This window comes from Pseudoalteromonas sp. T1lg21 (assembly GCF_002964625.1).
Taxonomy (GTDB): domain Bacteria; phylum Pseudomonadota; class Gammaproteobacteria; order Enterobacterales; family Alteromonadaceae; genus Pseudoalteromonas; species Pseudoalteromonas gelatinilytica.
This window is the reverse complement of record NZ_PQBX01000002.1, coordinates 93189-112215: the sequence shown is the minus strand read 5'-3', so window position 1 is coordinate 112215 and position 19027 is coordinate 93189. Positions and strand designations below refer to the sequence as shown.

The window sequence follows — 19027 nt, the reverse complement described above, 5'->3', positions numbered from 1 at the left end:
AGCTTATATTAAACAAAGGTGCATTTGTATTTACACACTATTTGATGCAAACTTAACTAAGTTCTTGTTTAAGAGACCCTAAGTTTGCAAACAGCCTGTCCTAGCTGCGATCTTGTTATTGAGATCCCACATCTAAGTGCAAAACAAGTGGCAATATGCCCACATTGCAATACAAAGCTTTCGGCATCGCAAGCTAACCAAGATAGTATGGTCGTAGCACTGAGTTTAAGTGCTATTGTTATGCTACTCAGTAGTATGTTTTATCCATTTCTATCTTTTTCTAGTAGTGGTATTACCCAAACAATTACCTTACCCGATGCCGCCCGTATTCTCTTTAATTACGACAACGACTTTTTAGGTTTGTTCATCGACACCAGTATTATTGGTCTGCCACTACTTTTATTAGTACTCATAATTCCTCTGCATTTAGGCTTACTAAAAGCACTGCCGTATCAATGGGGAAAAAGACTGTTAAAAACCACCTTTGCGTTAGAACCTTGGATCATGTCTGAGATTTTTTTAATTGGCGTGATGGTCAGTATGGTTAAAATCATGTCGATGGCTGATATTGAATTTGGTGTAAGCTTTTGGGCCTATAGCGCTTTTGTTATCTGTTATGTAGCAGCCACAGCAAAATTAAATAAGCACACCTTATGGCAACAATTAAAAGAACCAGAATATATTGAGCAAACAAAGCCTAACACACGGGCCATTGACCAAGGTTTAAGAGCATGTCATGTTTGTGGGCAACTGTGTGCAACCGAAATCTGTTCACGGTGTGACTCTAAAACTTACAGTCGTAACCCTTTTAGTGTGCAAAAAGCAGCAGCATGGTTATTAACCTCAGTGGCCTGTTATATCCCTGCCAATGTCTATCCTATTATGTATACCACGAGCCTTGGCGATGAAACGCCATCGACAATTATTGGTGGCGTGATGATTTTATGGAATAGTGGTTCGTACCCTATCGCGATGATCATCTTTTTAGCGAGTGTGGTTGTTCCCCTCGCCAAAGCACTAATATTAAGTTTTTTATGCTTTATGGTGATGCGACCAGCAAACAGACAAACTAAAAGCTATACACGCATCTACCAATTGACTGAATTTATTGGCAAATGGTCAATGATCGATGTATTTGTTGTGGCGATTCTAGTAGCCTTAGTACAACTAGGAAACCTAATGTCAGTGACACCTGGCATTGGCACAATATTTTTTACCACCATGGTTATATGCCAAATGTTGGCAGCCCATGCGTTTGATCCCCGTTTATTGTGGGATAACCCAGATAACTTAAGTACTGCGAAACAAGAGACCTTGGCATGAGCGAAACCGCTAAAATAAAAACAGCGCCAAATATATCGGCAATCTGGATCATACCCGTTATTGCCTTATTAATTGGCGCATGGATGTTGTACCAGTATCAAGCAAATAAAGGCACTACCATCTTTATCAAAATGCCTCATGCAGAAGGTATTGTGGCTGGTAAAACAGAAATAAAAGTACGTAGTGTAAAGATTGGCCAAATCGACCATGTTCGTTTATCAGACAAACAAAATAGCGTCATCGCACGGGCGCAAATCGATAAGCATTATGATGATTTACTCACAGATGATGCGAAAATTTGGGTTGTAAAACCACGGATTGATGACACCGGTATTAGCGGCATGAGTACCCTACTCTCTGGTGTGTATTTAGAATTTGCACCGGGTGAAAGTAAAAAGCTAGCCGAAAAATTTGAGCTACAAGATGAACCGGCTTTAATTGGTAAAGATGTAAAAGGTGGCCGCTTCACCTTGTTAAGCTATAACGCAGAAGTACTTGATGTAAGTACCGGTATTTACTTTAAAGATTACAAAATAGGCCAAATAGAAACCGCCACGTTTGATTGGAAGAATCAAGCGATGAAATATGGCATTTTTATCAATGAACCCTATCAAAACTTGATCACCTTAAACTCTATTTTCTGGGTGAACTCAGGGATCGAAATTGACCTCTCTGCAGATGGTATTAATGTTAATACAGGCTCATTAAGCAAATTGCTCAAAGGTGGTATTTCAGTAGGCATTCCGGAACAACAAACACCCGGTGAAGTGGCCAGTAACGGCCATAGTTTTTCTTTAAGTAACAGCTACAAAGCCGCTTTAGAAGAACGCTTTTATGATTTTGACTACTACTTAATCGACTTTGAGCAATCAATTCGCGGCTTACGCGCTGGTGCGCCTGTCGAATACCGAGGTATGCGTATCGGTAGTGTGGTTGAAGCACCTGCAAGTGTCATTATAGATGGCAAACCTGCACACTTTAGAACCGATAACACCGCAGTACCTGCCCTGATAAAAATTGAATATGGACGCCTATACCACGACAGTACAGCAGCACGCGAGTTTTGGCATTCAAGTTTAGATGGATGGATCAAAAATGGCCTGCGAGCGTCTTTAAAGCCAGGTAATTTACTCACGGGTGCCGTGTACGTTGACTTAGATATATACGATAACGCCGAACCTGCCGAATTAAAAACAATTGCCGATTACACTGTATTCCCCAGTGTATCAAGCGGTATTACGGTCATAGCTGACCAAGTCTCTGATGTATTAAATAAAGTGAATAACCTTAAAATTGAAGATAGCTTAGCGCAAATGCAGACCACCTTTGCCGAGTACCAAGCGCTTGCTCATGACATGAGAGAGCTACTTAATAAACAAGATACGCAAGACTTACCGGGTGATATAAATCGCAACTTTGCAGAAATGACAAAGAGCATGCAACAGTTCGATAAAACTATGAAACAATTCGAAAAAACCATGGCAAGTTACGAGCAAGGTTCAACATTCCACCAACAGTTGCAAACGACTTTATCTGAATTTAAACGTTTAAGTGAAGAGCTACAGCCATTCACTCGAGGTTTAAACCAGCAACCTAATATGTTGATCTTTGATAAAGAGCTACCTGCCGATCCAACGCCGAGGAAACAATAATGAACTATAAACTCTGTGCTTCAGTGGCATCAGTGCTGTTACTTTCGGCCTGCAGTCAAACTTCATTCTCGACCATTGAGTATTATCAATTTTCGCAGCCAATAGTCGCAATGCAACGCTTAGCTGAGAATACACAAACACAGCTCAGAATTAACACCGTACAGTTACGAGGTGCGCTTAATAATCGTGGTATTGCAATGGTTCTCGAAAACAACAGGGTCAATGCTGCTAACTACCATTTATGGAGCGAATCACCCGATTTAATGTTAACCGCCAGTGCCCATCAACAACTTTACACTGAACTTGATAATTGGATGGTAATAAAAGGCTTGCCAGTGATCACCGATTTAGATCAGCAAAGTTTCTATGAATTAGAATATGAGCTACATCACTTTAACGGCGATGAACAAGGCAATGCCAACATTGCTGGGCTTTGGCGTTTATACTATACAAACCCTGAGTCGGGCCGAAAGTTAAAGGCCGTCAATTACTTCAATGAACTTACGCCATTACAAGACAGTGATTACGAAGGACTTGTCGCAACACTTGAGTCAACGTGGCTGAAAGTCAACAAACAAGTTGCAAACGAGGTATCAAAGCTTGCTCTTTAATAAGAGTTTTAGAGGCTGATTGTCATCGTTAATGATGACATCGCCTAGAAATTCAAAGCCAAGTTTCTGTAATACTTTCTGTGAGCCAATATTTGTTTGCGAGGTTATGGCTGCAAGTACACCAAGTTCTAATACGTGCTTTTTTGCCATCAATAACCTAGCAGCAGCTGTAATGATCCCCTTGCCTTCATACTTAGCTAACAAGGCAAATCCTAAATCGGGGATAGCTAACGCATCGCGCTGAAAGAGCCCCACCATACCAACCGGTGTACCATTTGCTAAACAAACAATGTAGCTACCAAAACCAAATTTCTGGTGGCTATTTATAAACGTTTGTTGAATATAGTGCTCAGCTTGTGCGAGCGTATTAATGTTTTTATTACCAATATGCTCTAAGAATGTTGCTTGGTTTAAAAGTTCAACAATAAAGGTTGCATCATCTGGCTGTCCGGCACGCAAATATATATCTAACATGAGTTAAAACACCTTACTTACGACGTCATTGGTAAAATTAAGGCAGTCGAGAACACGCTCTTTTTGTACTTTAGATAACTCATCAATATCAAAGTAGCCATACTCTGTGTGCTCATCGCTCAACATTATTTCAGCATCTTCAGCCAAATGAGCACGGAAAATAAACGCATGAGAGTTAAACGCTGTGTGATAATAAACGCCACTTAAATAAGCGATGTCTACGTCACAATTAAGCTCTTCTTGGCATTCACGTAGTAATGCTTGATGAATGGTTTCTCCTTTATCTAAAGCCCCGCCAGGTAATCCCCAACTTTTTTGACCATAATTAGCTTTTAGTAATAACACTTGCCCTTGGTTGTTAGTGATAACCGCGTGACTACTGAGTCTATATGTATCTGAAAATGCCATAAACCTTAGCTTAATAAAGTTAAAAAAGTAATACAGTTGAAGAGTGTAAAATAATTATCATCGCAATAAAAATTCTTATTGACTAAATTAATATTCAGGATTATTTTTCTTGCGATGTTTTGGGCAAAACAAAAGCAGTATACCCTCTATACTGTCTGGCGCCAGCCAACGCAGGCACTTTCCCTAATGGGTCCATAAAAGTGTGTTCGCGTAAAGCAGTTACTTGAGTCTATAGACTTCTGATTTCTGTAAGCAATCTCGCATTGCTTAACTGTGTGAAAAATATAATGCAAGAACCTTCTGCGTTAAGTTTACTGCCGCCAGTATTGGTGGTGGTTTTGGCCGTATTTTTACGCCGCCCTATTTTATCTTTACTAATTGGTGCTTTGTTTGGTTTAGCCATGCTAGGACCAACCGCTGTGTTAGCCAATTTTGCTGATATTTCATTAAAAGTAATGCAAGACGAAACCATTGCCTGGCTAATTTTAGTCTGTGGTGGATTTGGTGCATTAATCGCTTTATTAGTGAGAACCGGGGGTGCAAGTGCCTTCGCCGAATTAGCGTTAAAGTTTGCCAAAGGCCAGCGCTCATCGTTGGTGATGACATTTGTGCTAGGTGTGATTATTTTTATTGATGATTACTTAAATGCATTAACCGTCGGTGAAACCATGAAACGTATCACCGATAAGTTCAAAATTAGCCGTGAAATGCTCGCTTATGTTGTTGACTCAACAGCTGCGCCTATCTGTGTGCTGGTACCACTCTCTACATGGGCCGTATTTTTTGGTGGCTTGTTAGTTGATAATAATGTTGCACAAGAAGGTCAAGGTATTGCCGTCTACATTCAAGCAATCCCTTACATGTTATATGCTTGGTTTGCGGTCATTGTTGTATTACTGGTTAGCTTAAATGTCATCCCTGCTTTTGGTCCGATGAAAAAAGCACAACTACGTGCCATGAATAATCAAATCGAGATCTCAAATAGCCAATACACAGATGTCCAAACAGCGGATGAATACGCAGTAAAAGCAGCGGAAGAAAACTTTGAAACAGCCGCTTCAAACGGCAAACTGTATAACTTTTTAGTGCCGATAGTTTTACTTGTTGCGTTTACTGTTTACTTTGACATTGACGTATATAAAGGATTGCTTGCGACCTTTGCCGTTGTTTTGCCTTTTTATATGTTACAAAAGTTGATGACATTGTCAGAACTCGTTGAGCGTATGCTTGATGGTTTTAAAAGTATGATCCCCGCTATTGGGACTGTGGTTGCAGCATTTATATTTAAAGATGTGTGTGACCAATTAATGCTTCCACAATATGTCATTAATACCTTGAGCCCTTATATGACGGCCCAGTACCTACCTGCCGTGGTGTTTTTGGCAATGGCAGTACTTGCTTTTGCAACAGGTTCAAGCTGGGGGATTTTCGCAGTAACGATTCCTATTGTAATGCCTCTGGCTTACGCAATTGATGCCAATATTCCTTTAGTGATTGGTGCTTTGTTGTCAGCGTCATCATTTGGTAGTCAGGCGTGCTTCTATTCTGATTCCACGGTACTTGCCGCGCAAGGCTCAGGGTGTGATTTAGTCAGCCATGCTATCACGCAACTGCCTTATACCTTACTTGCAGCAAGCGCTGCATTTATAGGGTTTTTGCTTATCGCATAAATCAAAAAGCCCAAGCAATTGCTTGGGCTTTTGTTTATCCGCTATTAAATTAGTTTTGGAATTTAATGCCTTTGTAAAAACTCTCTAAGTTTTCAACTTTTGTTTGGTTTTTAAGGTCTGCAAATGGCTTATCCGCAAACTTACTACCACGCATTTGAATATTTAATCGTGGTGCCTCACTGTTGAGCATGGTTTTCTTGTAATAATCTTTAAGATCAGCCAAGGTTACTTTTTCAACTTCTGCGATAAGTTTTTCCTTAGAATCAAACTTAAAGTTCTCACGATACCAATCTGTGATAAGTGGTGACATTTCATCACTTAAGTTTTTAGGCTGCTCTTTTAAAGACACAAGCGTTGCATTTTTAAGTTGTGCAAATGTTTCTTCTGTCATGTTATCAAGCTCAACAGCGTATTGCTTTTTGAACTCATCAAAACGCGCTTGCATCTCTTTAGGGCCTTTAACCGGTGTTTGAATATATAGACCTAATGCAGAGTAGTCTTCGATAGGACGCGCTAACGCACCAACCGCATAAGCCAGCTGCTCTTCAGTACGTAACTTATCAAACGCTACGGTTCTAAAGTGACTTTGCAAAATTTGCGCCTGTGCTTTTTGTTTATAGCCAGGTGTTGGGTGTACAACCATATCAATGATTGCTACATCCGCTACATCAATATCTTTTTGTAATACGATACGCTCACCAGGCTGAGGTAACCAGGCTTTGCTTCTGGCAAACTCAGACGTTTTATGGCCTTTAGGTAAAATAGCGGTTAGTTTACTCGCAATAGAGTCAACATCATTTTGGTTATAGTTACCAAACGTGAATACGCGTAGATCATTGGCAGCAAGTGTTGATTGCTTGATAGCCGCAAAATCGGCAAGAGTTAGCGCATCTGCCGCAGCAATTAAGCTTTCAGTATCAAATTTACCACTACGAGTCAGTTTTGAGTATTCACCGAATGCTTGGTAGAACGGGAACTGCTTTTGTTGATTGAGTAAATCACGCTTAAAACGATCGATTGCTTGGGCAAATCCTTCTTCAGACACATCTAACGTTAGATTTTCAAGCGCTTGAGCTAACAGTACGTCTTGTTTATCAGTAAAACCACTTAGTGATAACACAAGGCCGTTACTTGGTTGTAGCCCTAAGCTCATACCTGCAACGGCTGCTTCTGTGCTTAGTTTGCTTTGTTGTAAGTTATAAAGATCAGCCCACACTGCATAAAGAACTTGTGATTTAACATTCACAAGGGCATCAGGTGTATTAATGTAAACTTCAACAAGACCCTTAGGTTGCTCAGCAAATTGCTGACTTGCTTGGCGCCAAACTTTTACACCTTGCTTATCAAATACCAGTTCAGGATGCGCTTGTTGTTTAAACTCCGCCGTTTTAATTGCAAAGCTTTCTGGTAATAAGCGGTTTACTGTTGGTAATGCTAAAGCGTATTCGCTCGGTTTGCTCCAGCTTGCAACTTCTGCTTCGCTGATATCTTCAATGCGGTATTTACCATCGTAAAAATGCAGCTGTGAATCTGTTTCTTCTTGCTTTGAAATATACCAAATACGTAGCGTATCTTCGTTTAATTGTGAAAGCACATTTTGCACCGCATCTGCATCAAACTTTGCATAATAATAAGGTGCGTTAATTGCGTTGTTCACAGGGAATTTTTGCATGCTATCAGTTAAGTTACTGACATAACCAAACTCATCGCCTTTTTCTAGGAATTGAAATTCATTGTTTAGAGAGGTACGAATTTCATTAAAGTATTTGCTATCAACACCCTGCTCTTTGATAAGCGCAATGTATTGCATAACCATAGCGACAATTTCTTCGCGGTTTTGCATGCCCGCATCAGTCAATTCAATATTAACTGTTAAGCTGCCGTAGTTACCGTATTGAGTTGGAGCATCAGAAGCAGATAATCGTGACACCCAGCCTTTATCACGTAAAATTTGTGCCGGGCTACCTTGCATTTCGTTGCTTAAAAGGTAAGAAACAAAACGGTTTGGTTTTACCGCAAATTGTGAACTGTTATCAGCAATAGTGAACTCTAACTGTAGCTGTTTTACATCTTCATTCGGTGAGTAGTAAACACGTTTGCCACCTGCCACAGAGAAATCTAACTTATCAGTTACCGTTGGTTTTTCAATGTGTTTGTTTTCAATGTCAGCAAAATACTGTTTAGCTTTAGCTTCCATTTCAGCCAGTGGACGATTAGAAATCATCGCCACTTTCATAATGTTCGATGAATAATATTTGTTATAAAAAGCAACGGTTTCTTTGTGTAGATTGCTACCTTCTTTATCCCCTAAAGTTTCTAGGTTACCAATTAAAAAGCGGTTTGCTGGGTGTGAGCCCATCATTTGGCGTGCCAATTTAAACTGACCAAAAAAGTCCATTTCACGGCGCATTGACCATTCTGCATTTACCGCATTTTTTTCTTTGTCTGTGTATTCAGGGTAAAGCTTTGGTGATTTAAAGAAATCCGCAAAGCGGTCAAGTGCTTCATCGTAAGCATCATTGTTCACTTTGAACATGTAGTTTGTGATATCTAACCAGGTGTAAGCGTTATGCGCCCCACCATTTTTAGTCATAAAATCGCTGTAACCTTTGGTGTCTGGGTAACGGTCTGTACCAAGGAACAGCATATGCTCTAGATAATGTGCCATACCTTGTTGCGACATAGGGTCGTGCAATAAACCAACACCGACACTCAATGCCGCAGCTGATTTTTCAGCGCTTGGGTCTGAAATTAAAATCACATCAATTTCGTTATCAAGTTTTAATGTTTTGTACTCACGTGTATCGTTTGGACTTATCACCAACGAGTCAGGAATAAGGTTAGTATTAGCAGATGGAGGCGTTGTGGTAGAAGTAGAAGAACAACCTGCTAACACTGCAAAAGCGATTGCACTGAGTCCCATTATTTTTTTCATTATTTTGTATCCATTAGAAATTGAATAAATTTTTATTTATCATGTGTTTTCGAGCGCCGCAATTCAATGCTTTTGAGCTAAGTTACAGCAAAACTTTGTAACACATTGTGAAAATGCAGTACTTACGGTTAAGATTAATAGCAATAACTATAACAAAGGATGAGCTATGGAAAAGTGGCTAATTGTAGCAATGTTCACTCAGGTCTTACTGACATTCATTGTGATGTACATTATGGGTAAACGCCGCTTTCGTGCGGCAAAACAAAAAACCATTGAGATGAAAGACTTCTTAACAATGGATTTAGAAAAAGCAGGCACTGATGTGCGTGTTGCAGATCGCAATTTTATCAATCAATTCGAAATGCCCGTGCTGTTTTTTATCGGCTGTTTAACAGCTCTGCAGGTCAATGCGGTGGGTACTGTTTTTGTTGCCCTTGCTTGGGTTTATGTTGCATTAAGAATTATTCATAGCGTAATACACTTAACTTCAAATACCTTAAAGGCGCGCTATTATAGTTTCGTTGTCAGTAGCTTTATTATGCTAATAATGTGGGTGCTGATTTTAGTAAGAATTTTTTAATAATCAGGAATACCAAGAAATAAGGCGCTTTTTAGCGCCTTATATATACCCAAGCCACCTCAAGATGCAGAATTCAGCGTTTCACAGGAGCATAATATCAAGGCGTTACTTTGCAAGAATGGCATCCCCTTTTAAGAAGTAACAACGATGAGAGTAAGTGCCTGTGAAGCGCCCAAAGGGTTGGTTTAAAAGCGATTTATACTGCGTTATTGATTTTAACAATAGAACCACTATTACTCGCAATCAATGCCTTGCCTAAATCGCTTTTAATTCCAACTGAAACTCGCATCTTGAGGTGGTTTGGGTATACAGAATTATTTACGACGAGTAAAACCTGCAAGGGCTAATAAAGATAGCATCCACGCAAGACTACCACCTGAACTACCACCGCCATTATCGGATGAATTATCTTCGTCGATAAGCGTATTTTCTTTTGGTGATAAAGAGGCAGATGAATTCGGATCATCATCAATCACAACAACACTATTAATCATCACTAAGTTTTCAGCATTGAAACCGCTAGTGGTCGTTGGGCATTGATCTTCATTTAAGCCAACCGTTGGAATTTCACCACAGTGAACTAATGATGTAATTGTCTCGATTGTTTCAAAGCTATCAGCTGTAATTTCACCAAACACGGTGAAACCACCATTTTGTAAATCAAGATTAGCGCTATTATCTTTTAAGTTAAAAAACCATTGGCTTGTTGCACTGTTCGCATTGCCACCAACTTTCGCCATTGCAATCGTGCCTTTAACGTTTGATAAAACAGGCTCATTGGTAATTGCATCAGCTGTTTCAATCGAATTAAAGTCCGTATCAAACTTAAAACCACCCCCTTGCAATACAAAATCGTCAACAGAACGATGGATAACACTACCGTCATAGCTACCGTCAGTTACATAATTTAGAAAGTTTTCCACTGTGATAGGTGTGTGTTGATCATAAAGGTTAACGGTAATGGTGCCTTGATTTGTTTGCATTTCTACAATCGTCGCATTGGCTGTAAAGCAGCTTGCAAAAAGAGCAGTTGCAAGTAGATGTTTTTTCATTGTTTATCTTTCCTGATACTTTTTATTATAAAACTGCACGAAGCTTAAACAAAAATGGTTGATGCATAAATAGCAAACAAAATAGTTACACAAAACACGCCATAGCAATTACAACTCAGTTACATTAATTTACATCGCGTATTCATTTTAGTTATAAAAAATATAAACACTAAATCAAAATCGTCTTATCAAATTGACTCAGTTTGTTAGTATTTGCACGACAACAATGAACACACAGGAATTAACCATGGCGAATGAAGAGAACGCAATATGCGATTTTGGCCTACACCAAGGTGAGCCTTACAGCCAGTTACCAGCTAGTTTTTTAAATTGGATGGTGGGCAATAATCACCAAAAGTCTCATTACGCAGAACAAGAACTGCAACGCCGGCAACTCGCTGCAACAGGACAAATAAATACAGAAAATAGCAACAAAAGTTTATAAAAGACATTTAATTTAAACTTAAGTCGTTTAAACTAAGCGCTTAATTAACCTACTGCTCTAATCAGGCAAACAATTATGCGCTTTTTTTTATTAACTTCGCTACTGGTTACCCTAACCGCATGTAGCTCATCTTCGAATAATACTGATTCAGTACAATATTTAACTCTACTTCATACCAATGATAACCACGGTCGCTTTTGGCACAACGAGCAAGGCGAGTATGGTATGGCAGCCCGTAAAACTTTAATCGATCAATTAAGAACCGATGCTAAAGCAAAAGGCCATGCTGTGTTATTGCTGTCAGGCGGCGATATCAATACCGGTATTCCAGAGTCAGACTTACAACACGCAGAGCCCGATTTTAAAGGTATGTCTTTAATTGGCTATGACGCAATGGCAATTGGTAACCATGAGTTTGACAATCCTCTAGCAGTACTCGATCAACAACAAAGATGGTCTAACTTTCCATTTCTATCAGCCAATATCATCGATAAAACAACCGGTGAAGCACGCTATCAAGGTTATAAAATCTTTGAAAAAAATGGCCTTAAGATTGCTGTAATCGGCTTAACAACCACAGATACAGCTAAAATAGGTAATCCTCAATATATCGGTGGCCTAGAATTTAAAGACCCAACAGAGGTTACTGCAAAGTTAGCCCCAGAAATTGAAAAACAGTACAACCCTGACATCACCATTGCTGTCACGCACATGGGTCACTATGTTGATGCGAACTTTGGGATTAATGCGCCGGGTGATGTAACCATGGCGCGTAACTTACCAAAAGGCATGCTTGATATTATTGTTGGCGGTCATTCACAAGAACCTGTTTGTATGAAAGAGGCAAATATTGCTGACGAAAGCTTCATGCCAGGTAAAGCATGTAAACCAGATCAACAAAATGGCACTTGGATCATGCAAGCCCATGAGTGGGGTAAATATGTGGGTAAGGCTGAATTCAAATTAGAAAAGGGCAAATTAACACTTCTTAATTACGCACTTATTCCAGTTAACCTATATATCGATGATGAAAATGGCAATAAGAAGTTGGCAGCTGATTACATCGAACCAAACAAAAGCTTACAAGACGTACTTGCTGTTTATCAGCAAAAAGGCGCTGCTCAAATTGCCGGTAAAATTGGCGCCGTTGATGCAAAACTTGAAGGTGACCGTAACAAGGTGCGCTACGAGCAAGTTAACTTAGCACGCGTAATAATTGCTGCTCAAATGCAATCTGTGGGTGCTGATTTTGGTTTGATCAGTGGTGGCGGTATTCGCGATAGCATTCAAGCAGGTGATGTCAGTTATAAAGATATTTTAAAAGTTCATCCTTTTAAAAACCGTATCACTTATATTGATATGACAGGCCAGGAGTTATTTGATTACTTGTCTGTGGTTACGTCTTTCCCACCTGATTCAGGTGCCTACTTACAATATTATAAGTTGAGTTTTAAACGCGACAATGACGCCTTATCTGATGTAAAGATTGCTGGAAAGCCACTTGATATGGATAAGACGTATCGTATGAGTATTAACAGTTATAATGCCTCTGGTGGTGACGGCTACCCTACTCTTACCGACAAAAAAGGCTTTGTGAGTACAGATGATACAGATGCACAGGCATTAAAACGTTTCTTTGAGCAAAATAGCCCTGTTAAAGCGGCTGATTATGCGCCTAAACAACAATAAGGTGTACTCAATAATCTTTAACAAGCAAAAGGGAAGTCAATGACTTCCCTTTTTACTTTTAAACTAGATTATTTGCCTATGACTTCAATATCGGCAATCTCAATCGCTTTCAATCCGTAATGATGTAAACGCGAACGAGAGCCTTCACCATGGGCCTTAGGCGGATAATAAGTTTCCTTTATCTCTAGCTGATCTTGCCAAACTTCATCAAGTGCAGCACGAATTTCACTTAATGTTTTTTCTAAACTATTGGTAAAGTTTGGGCGCTTACGTATTGTATGACCAAGCTCGACTAACCGGTAAAAATACTTATTCGCTAAAGTCAGCAATTCTTCTGGTACATCTTTATTTTGATTAAGCACTACATCTGGGTGCTCAATGCAAAACTCAACCAATGCAAGATAAAAGCACAGCGGCTTATTAGCAAGTGCAACGGTTTTATCAACAGCACAACTTGCAGCCAAGGTTTTATTTTGAAGATCGACTATCAATTTAGGTTTTTCTACAGCTTGTATTTCAACCTCAGGCTCATGTTTTGCAATTTGAATTTTAGTACGCTCACTTATAAATAATAAATACGTTAGTGCAGCAGACACCAAGCTCACTAGAATTAATACAGCAATATCATTTTTTGAAAATAAAGACGATGCGACAACAAAGCTTACCGTTAACGACTTTTGTGGTGCATGCAATTGTTTAGTAATTAAATCTGCACGGGCTGGATAATCAGAGATCCCTTCAATTGAATAAACCATCACGCCTGAGTCTTTTAACTGAGCATTAAGACGCGCGATATAGTTGAGTACCATGTCTTTACTACCTGAATGCTTTAAAAAATCATCAGGTAAATTTAAGTGATTTAAATCAAGGGCAATACGGTTTTCAACTTTTGCTAGAGTCAGTGCATCATTAGTTGTTGTCTTATAAGCTTTTGCAGTTATAAAGGTGGCAAATAAAGCCAAACAACAGCATAGAAAAACCGCCCCATAAGCAAGCTTTATTCTAATTGGCAGCATTGCTATCCCCTACTTTCATTGTTTGCTGGTTTAAGTCACATTCCCAAAAAGACTCAACATGATTAAAGTAATGGGAATTCTGATATGGGCTAACTGAGTTAGGCGTGTTTGAACAGCACATAAAAGGTCGGTGTTCTCATCTTGCATTTTTAAATACCAACGACTGCCACTTATATTGTCACGGATAGGCGTAATGTAATTGATTGAAAAGCGTTGCTGATCACTATCTTGCCAATAAGAAGAGATTAAATCGACTTTACCGCTTGCAAGTAACTCTCTTAATTCTGTATGTGAACTGGCATAAGTGATATTTAGGTTTTCTAGGTTGATGTCTAATTTTTTAAATAATTGCTTAGGTAAAATGTGCCCAGAGCGACTCGTTGGATAATCAAGTAAGCCAATACGCTTGTCTAAAAAATAACTTTTTTCAATTCGGGGCTTTTCTTTACTCGAAATTAAATAAGCAGTGTAATCTGGGAAGCCAACAACCGCTTGATAGTTATAGGTTGACTCGGCCATAAAGGCATTAATCAAGTTTTCTTTAGCAAGGATCAAATCTGCTATCCCTTTACCTAAAAACTCAATTGTGTCTGAGGTTTTATAACCCCAATAAGAGGTGACCTTGCCATATTGTTTACTAATGATGTCATCTGCGCATAGGGTTTTAGCAACATCCTCAGCCAACACTTTACCTGATGAATACACCACCAGTTCATTAAGGTTAACCTCTGATTTAGTATCACATTGGAATGATGTTTCAATAAATGCATCGATATCAGAAACAGGCGGTTTACCCTGCAAAATTCCGATATAAAAAAACAAAATTAGTGACAGAAACAAAAATGTAACAATCGACGATTTTTTTATTAGTATTGTTCTTAAATTCAATTTTAATAGCCAACAACGCTCCGTTGTCTCTATTTGAACAATTATTCTTACTTATTACAACAGGTAATTTTACCTGAATATTATAAACCATTGAAAAATAACATATATGAACAAGAAATTATGAATCTTATTGAGTCCTTTCTATTTGTTTTTAAATTCAGGAAAATACACACCAAGAAATCGTGCTTCAGGGCACATTCATTTTGGACACTGAGTCAATGTTACAAAAAACAATAAAAATGTTGCTGTTATCGACACCAGTTATTTCTGTGTTGTTAAGTAACCCTGCAAATGCATGGGGTCAGAATGGTCACCGTATTATTGGTGAAATTGCATCTAAGCATATTACTGACACCACTAAGCAAGCATTAGTTCCTTTACTTGATGGTGATTCTTTACCACAAGTTGCAACATGGGCTGATGAAATGCGTTCTGCGCCAGAAACGTTTTGGCAAAAAAAATCTTCACGCTGGCATTACATAAATTTCAAAGAAGGCGATGCTAAGCCTCATTACGACTCACATGCCCACCATAATAAAGAAACCGTGTCAGACATCCTTGAAGGCATGGAATATTCAATATCAGTTTTACAAAACCCAAAAGCCTCTCTCGGTGAAAAGCAATTTGCATTACGCTTTTTAGTTCACCTTGTTGGTGATAGCCACCAACCTTTTCATGCTGGTCGCGGTGAAGATCGGGGTGGCAACAATATTTCTGTCACATTTTTCGGTCAAGATACCAATTTACATAGCTTATGGGACACAAAACTCATTGAAAATGAAAATTTGTCCTATACTGAGTTTGCGCAATTTATAAATACAACAAATCAAGCGTTAATAACGGACTATCTTGCCAGTTCACCTAGCGATTGGTTAATCGAATCAAATAACATTGCAAACTCTCTGTATAAAGAAAATGAAACAAACGTAAGTTATAGTTATATCTATAAAAACTTACCAGTTGTTAAAACTCGCCTACAACAAGGCGGGATAAGATTGGCTGGTTTATTAAATAACTTATTTGATAAATCAGCAAAACCGTTAGTAAAGGCACTTAAGATGCCAACTGACAGCAAACTATAAATGAAACATAACCTCTAACACGGGAAATAACATAATGAAAATCCAACTCCGCAAAACAGCTCTATCACTTGCTATTGCAGCATGTGTTGGTGTGAGTGGTGCAGCGTTAGCAAATGAAACAACATCTGCTATCAAGGGTCAAATCAAAGGTCCAAACGGCAACCCTGCTGCTGGCACTAAGATCACTATCGTTCACTTACCTTCAGGTTCAACTAAAGAAACTGAAACGAACGATGCGGGTTACTTCACAGCAAAAGGCCTACGTGTAGGTGGTCCTTACCGCGTTGTTGTAGATTCTGACGTTTTCGCAGATCAAACATTCAACAACATTAACCTACAAGTTGGTGCTGACTACCCTGTTAATGTTACGTTAGAGCCGCAATCAGACATCGAGCAAATCGTTGTTACTGGTCGTCCTATCAGCCGTATGTCTGGTGGTACAGGTCCTGCTGCGACTTTCACACTTGAAGATTTAGAAAACCAACCAGCTATCAACCGTGACTTAAAAGATATCATTCGTATCGACCCACGTGTAACAATCGATGATAGCCGCGGTTCAATCAACTGTGGTGGTGGTAACCCACGTTTCAACAGCTTAACGCTAGACGGCGTTCGTATGAACGATAACTTCGGTCTAAGCTCAAACGGTTACCCAACTATCGGCGCTCCTTTCTCTTTTGATTCAATTGAGCAGGTTGCAGTTGAGCTAGCACCTTTTGATGTTCAATATGGTGGTTTCACATCATGTAACATCAATGCTGTTACTAAATCAGGTGGTAACGAAGTACACGGTGGTATGTTCTTCGATTACACAAATGATTCAATGAAAGGCGATAAAATCGAAGGCGAAGACTACGATAACGGTGATTACACTGAAAAACGTTACGGCTTCAACGTTGGTTTACCACTAATCAAAGATAATCTTTTCTTATTCACGTCTTATGAAAAAGTAGAAGGTGTTAAGCAGTACGAGTACGGCGGTTTAAATACGGGTAGTGTTTCAGCTGCAGACGTTGCTCGTGTACAACAAATCGCACAAGACGTTTACGGTTATGACGCAGGTGGCATGCCATCGAGCGCACCAGTTGAAGATGAAAAAATCTTTGTTAAACTTGACTGGAACATTAACGACGATCACCGTGCAAACTTGATCTATAACTACAATGACGCTTTCACACTATCTCAATCAGATGCATACAGTGATACAGTAGCTTTAGACAACCACTTCTACAAGCAAGGTGCTGAGTTTACATCAATCATCGGTTCACTTTACTCAGATTGGTCAGACAGCTTCTCTACTGAAGTTCGTATTGGTAAATCAGAGCTAGATGCAACAGTACAGTCTTTAGATGCAGCGAGCAGCTTCGGTGAAATGCAAATTAGTACAGCTGACGGCGGTACAATTTTCATTGGTCCAGATGACTCTCGTCAGTCAAACGACCTAGACTACGAAACAACGACTGTAAAAGTTGCAGGTACTTACTACCTTGATCAACACACAATTACTGGTGGTTATGAGTACGAAAATCTAGACGTATTTAACCAATTCGTACAACACACACAAGGTGAGTGGCGTTTTAACTCTGTAGATGATTTTGAAGCAGGCCAAGCTGCACGTATCTACTACAACAACGCTGCAGGTACAAATAACCCTACTGATGCGGCTGCAAGCTTCTCATACGCTCAACATACTTTCTATGTTCAAGATGAGTACAACTTCACAGATTTAGATGCGACATTAACGTTTGGTCTTCGTTACGACAAATACACAAGTGATGACAAACCTAACTACAATGAAAACTTTACTAACCGTTACGGTTTCAGCAACCAAGGTACATTCGACGGCATCGATTTAATTCAACCACGTGTTGGCTTTGAATGGTACGCAACGGATGCATTAGAAGTACGCGCAGGTGTTGGTTTATTCTCTGGTGGTAACCCGAATGTATGGTTATCTAACTCATACTCAAACGACGGTATCACAAACATTGGTACTTTCCGTGCAGGTGTAGATTTATTCAATACCCCAACAGTAAACGGTGGCACTCCAGGTTATGAAGTACCACAAGATATGTATGATGAAGTTGCTAATACAACAATTGGCGCGGGTGATTCTTCAGTAAATGCTGTTGACCCAGATTTCGAAATGCCTTCAGAGTGGAAATACTCAGTAGGTGCAACATACACAACTGAAGATGAGTACGTATTCTCACTAGATTACTTATTCACTAAACGTAAAGATGCTGCAATCTTACAAGACATCGCGTTACAAGACTCTGGTGAAACAACGTTTGATGGTCGTCCAATTCTTGAGTCTATCGAAGGTCGTAGCGGCGACTTACTACTTACAAATGTAAGTGGCGATAGCGGTGAGTCTCACATCATTTCTGCTGCAATGAGTAAGCGTTTTGATAACGGTATTAGCGTTCAATTAGCTTACGCTTACACTGACTCAACAGATGTTAACCCTATGACAAGCTCTGTAGCTAGCTCAAACTACGGTAACATGGCGACATACGATCCGACTAATCCAGGTGCACACACATCTGATTACGAAATCCCACATCGCTTTACTATGACATTAGGTTACACAACTGAGTTGTTCGATGGTTACAACACACGTTTCAACCTATTCAGCGAAACGTACAAAGGCCTTCCTTACAGCTATACATATAACGGTAGCGACAGTGTTTGGGGTGATAGCAACTCAAACCGTAGCCGTCAGCTAATGTATATCCCTGAAGTGAATGACCCGAACGTTGTTTACGACATGACTCCTGAAGAAGTAACTGAGTTTAACGAGTGGATTTCTGCTCAAGGCCTTGAACGTGGTGAAATCGTTGGTCGTAATAGCCAAAATGCTGATTGGTTCACTAAAGTTAACTTCAAGATGACTCAAGAGTTACCTGGTTTCATGCCTGGTCACAAAGGTGAAGTATTCTTCGTTATCGATAACTTAACAAACATGTTAAATGATGACTGGGGCGTACTTAAGAAAGGTAACTTCGTTGGTAACCGTATGATTAAAACATCAATCGATGACCAAGGTCGTTACGTATACTCTGACTTCAGCCCTAACAATGGTAAAACTGCAACTCAAAGCGGTGCATCAGTTTGGGAAATGCGTGTAGGTGTACGTTACACATTCTAATAACGAGTTAACCTTGTTATAAAGCAAAAGCCCGCCCCTACTGGCGGGCTT

The 19027-nt window shown here is 39.5% G+C and carries 15 protein-coding genes; 9 read left to right on the top strand and 6 right to left on the bottom strand.

Features of this window, described 5'->3' with window-relative positions; all coding sequences use genetic code 11:
* The first annotated feature begins 84 nt into the window (after nucleotides 1-84).
* From C2M25_RS02320 to C2M25_RS02310, 3 genes are read left to right on the top strand one after another with little or no spacing between them, the layout of a single operon-like run.
* Nucleotides 85-1323 carry a PqiA/YebS family transporter subunit gene (locus C2M25_RS02320; RefSeq protein ID WP_105180306.1) on the top strand — a complete coding sequence of 413 codons (1239 nt, stop codon included), beginning with the start codon at nucleotides 85-87 and terminating at the stop codon, nucleotides 1321-1323.
* Nucleotides 1320-2975 carry an intermembrane transport protein PqiB gene (pqiB, locus tag C2M25_RS02315; protein WP_105173366.1) on the top strand — a complete coding sequence of 552 codons (1656 nt, stop codon included), beginning with the start codon at nucleotides 1320-1322 and terminating at the stop codon, nucleotides 2973-2975. Before C2M25_RS02320 ends, pqiB begins: the two co-directional genes overlap by 4 nt.
* The gene (locus C2M25_RS02310; protein ID WP_105180305.1) at nucleotides 2975-3586 is read left to right on the top strand and encodes a PqiC family protein; all 612 of its coding nucleotides are present in this window, start codon (nucleotides 2975-2977) and stop codon (nucleotides 3584-3586) included. Before pqiB ends, C2M25_RS02310 begins: the two co-directional genes overlap by 1 nt.
* Here the strand turns inward: C2M25_RS02310 and C2M25_RS02305 are convergent.
* Both C2M25_RS02305 and C2M25_RS02300 read right to left on the bottom strand, forming a co-directional pair.
* Nucleotides 3569-4060: a GNAT family N-acetyltransferase gene (locus C2M25_RS02305; protein ID WP_105180304.1), complete on the bottom strand. Its 492-nt coding sequence runs from the start codon at nucleotides 4058-4060 to the stop codon at nucleotides 3569-3571. The genes C2M25_RS02310 and C2M25_RS02305 overlap by 18 nt on opposite strands.
* A 3-nt stretch (nucleotides 4061-4063) precedes the next feature.
* Nucleotides 4064-4468, bottom strand: coding sequence for an NUDIX hydrolase (locus C2M25_RS02300; RefSeq protein WP_105180303.1), 405 nt, complete (start codon nucleotides 4466-4468; stop codon nucleotides 4064-4066).
* 287 nt (nucleotides 4469-4755) lie between these two features.
* On the opposite strand from C2M25_RS02300, the gene C2M25_RS02295 reads away from it, so the two are divergent.
* The gene (locus C2M25_RS02295) at nucleotides 4756-6138 is read left to right on the top strand and encodes a Na+/H+ antiporter NhaC family protein (RefSeq protein ID WP_105180302.1); all 1383 of its coding nucleotides are present in this window, start codon (nucleotides 4756-4758) and stop codon (nucleotides 6136-6138) included.
* A gap of 49 nt (nucleotides 6139-6187) precedes the next feature.
* Here the strand turns inward: C2M25_RS02295 and C2M25_RS02290 are convergent, their stop codons facing one another.
* Complete coding sequence (locus C2M25_RS02290; protein ID WP_105180301.1) at nucleotides 6188-9073, bottom strand: insulinase family protein; 2886 nt, start codon at nucleotides 9071-9073, stop codon at nucleotides 6188-6190.
* A gap of 166 nt (nucleotides 9074-9239) precedes the next feature.
* Between C2M25_RS02290 and C2M25_RS02285 the strand changes: the two genes are divergently transcribed.
* Entirely contained in the window at nucleotides 9240-9653 is a 414-nt protein-coding gene (locus C2M25_RS02285) for an MAPEG family protein (protein WP_105180300.1), read from the top strand.
* Nucleotides 9654-9967: 314 nt separating this feature from the next.
* On the opposite strand, the gene C2M25_RS02280 is transcribed toward C2M25_RS02285, so the two are convergent.
* Nucleotides 9968-10705, bottom strand: coding sequence for a peptidylprolyl isomerase (locus C2M25_RS02280; RefSeq protein ID WP_105180299.1), 738 nt, complete (start codon nucleotides 10703-10705; stop codon nucleotides 9968-9970).
* Nucleotides 10706-10952: 247 nt separating this feature from the next.
* Here C2M25_RS02280 and C2M25_RS02275 point away from each other — a divergent pair, with 247 nt between their 5' ends.
* Nucleotides 10953-11150, top strand: a complete 198-nt coding sequence (locus C2M25_RS02275) for a hypothetical protein (RefSeq protein WP_063703692.1) — start codon at nucleotides 10953-10955, stop codon at nucleotides 11148-11150.
* A 75-nt stretch (nucleotides 11151-11225) separates the two neighbouring features.
* Entirely contained in the window at nucleotides 11226-12839 is a 1614-nt protein-coding gene (ushA, locus tag C2M25_RS02270) for a bifunctional UDP-sugar hydrolase/5'-nucleotidase UshA (protein ID WP_105180298.1), read from the top strand.
* Nucleotides 12840-12907: 68 nt separating this feature from the next.
* Here ushA and C2M25_RS02265 read toward each other — a convergent pair whose 3' ends face one another.
* Nucleotides 12908-13855, bottom strand: coding sequence for a hypothetical protein (locus tag C2M25_RS02265; RefSeq protein ID WP_234003516.1), 948 nt, complete (start codon nucleotides 13853-13855; stop codon nucleotides 12908-12910).
* A 30-nt stretch (nucleotides 13856-13885) separates the two neighbouring features.
* Nucleotides 13886-14656 carry a hypothetical protein gene (locus C2M25_RS02260; protein ID WP_442792899.1) on the bottom strand — a complete coding sequence of 257 codons (771 nt, stop codon included), beginning with the start codon at nucleotides 14654-14656 and terminating at the stop codon, nucleotides 13886-13888.
* A gap of 305 nt (nucleotides 14657-14961) precedes the next feature.
* Between C2M25_RS02260 and C2M25_RS02255 the strand changes: the two genes are divergently transcribed.
* On the top strand, nucleotides 14962-15825 hold the full coding sequence (locus C2M25_RS02255) for a S1/P1 nuclease (RefSeq protein ID WP_105180297.1): 864 nt from the start codon (nucleotides 14962-14964) through the stop codon (nucleotides 15823-15825).
* Between the two features lie 34 nt (nucleotides 15826-15859).
* Nucleotides 15860-18976 (top strand): TonB-dependent receptor, encoded by a 3117-nt coding sequence (locus tag C2M25_RS02250; protein WP_105180296.1) that lies wholly within the window; start codon nucleotides 15860-15862, stop codon nucleotides 18974-18976.
* The last annotated feature ends 51 nt before the right edge of the window (nucleotides 18977-19027 follow it).

Coding starts and splice junctions, on each gene's coding strand:
- pqiB (WP_105173366.1), top strand. CDS start 1,320: ATGAGCGAAACCGCTAAAATAAAAACAGCGCCAAATATATCGGCAATC.
- C2M25_RS02310 (WP_105180305.1), top strand. CDS start 2,975: ATGAACTATAAACTCTGTGCTTCAGTGGCATCAGTGCTGTTACTTTCG.
- C2M25_RS02305 (WP_105180304.1), bottom strand. CDS start 4,060: ATGTTAGATATATATTTGCGTGCCGGACAGCCAGATGATGCAACCTTT.
- C2M25_RS02300 (WP_105180303.1), bottom strand. CDS start 4,468: ATGGCATTTTCAGATACATATAGACTCAGTAGTCACGCGGTTATCACT.
- C2M25_RS02295 (WP_105180302.1), top strand. CDS start 4,756: ATGCAAGAACCTTCTGCGTTAAGTTTACTGCCGCCAGTATTGGTGGTG.
- C2M25_RS02290 (WP_105180301.1), bottom strand. CDS start 9,073: ATGAAAAAAATAATGGGACTCAGTGCAATCGCTTTTGCAGTGTTAGCA.
- C2M25_RS02285 (WP_105180300.1), top strand. CDS start 9,240: ATGGAAAAGTGGCTAATTGTAGCAATGTTCACTCAGGTCTTACTGACA.
- C2M25_RS02280 (WP_105180299.1), bottom strand. CDS start 10,705: ATGAAAAAACATCTACTTGCAACTGCTCTTTTTGCAAGCTGCTTTACA.
- C2M25_RS02275 (WP_063703692.1), top strand. CDS start 10,953: ATGGCGAATGAAGAGAACGCAATATGCGATTTTGGCCTACACCAAGGT.
- ushA (WP_105180298.1), top strand. CDS start 11,226: ATGCGCTTTTTTTTATTAACTTCGCTACTGGTTACCCTAACCGCATGT.
- C2M25_RS02265 (WP_234003516.1), bottom strand. CDS start 13,855: ATGCTGCCAATTAGAATAAAGCTTGCTTATGGGGCGGTTTTTCTATGC.
- C2M25_RS02255 (WP_105180297.1), top strand. CDS start 14,962: ATGTTACAAAAAACAATAAAAATGTTGCTGTTATCGACACCAGTTATT.
- C2M25_RS02250 (WP_105180296.1), top strand. CDS start 15,860: ATGAAAATCCAACTCCGCAAAACAGCTCTATCACTTGCTATTGCAGCA.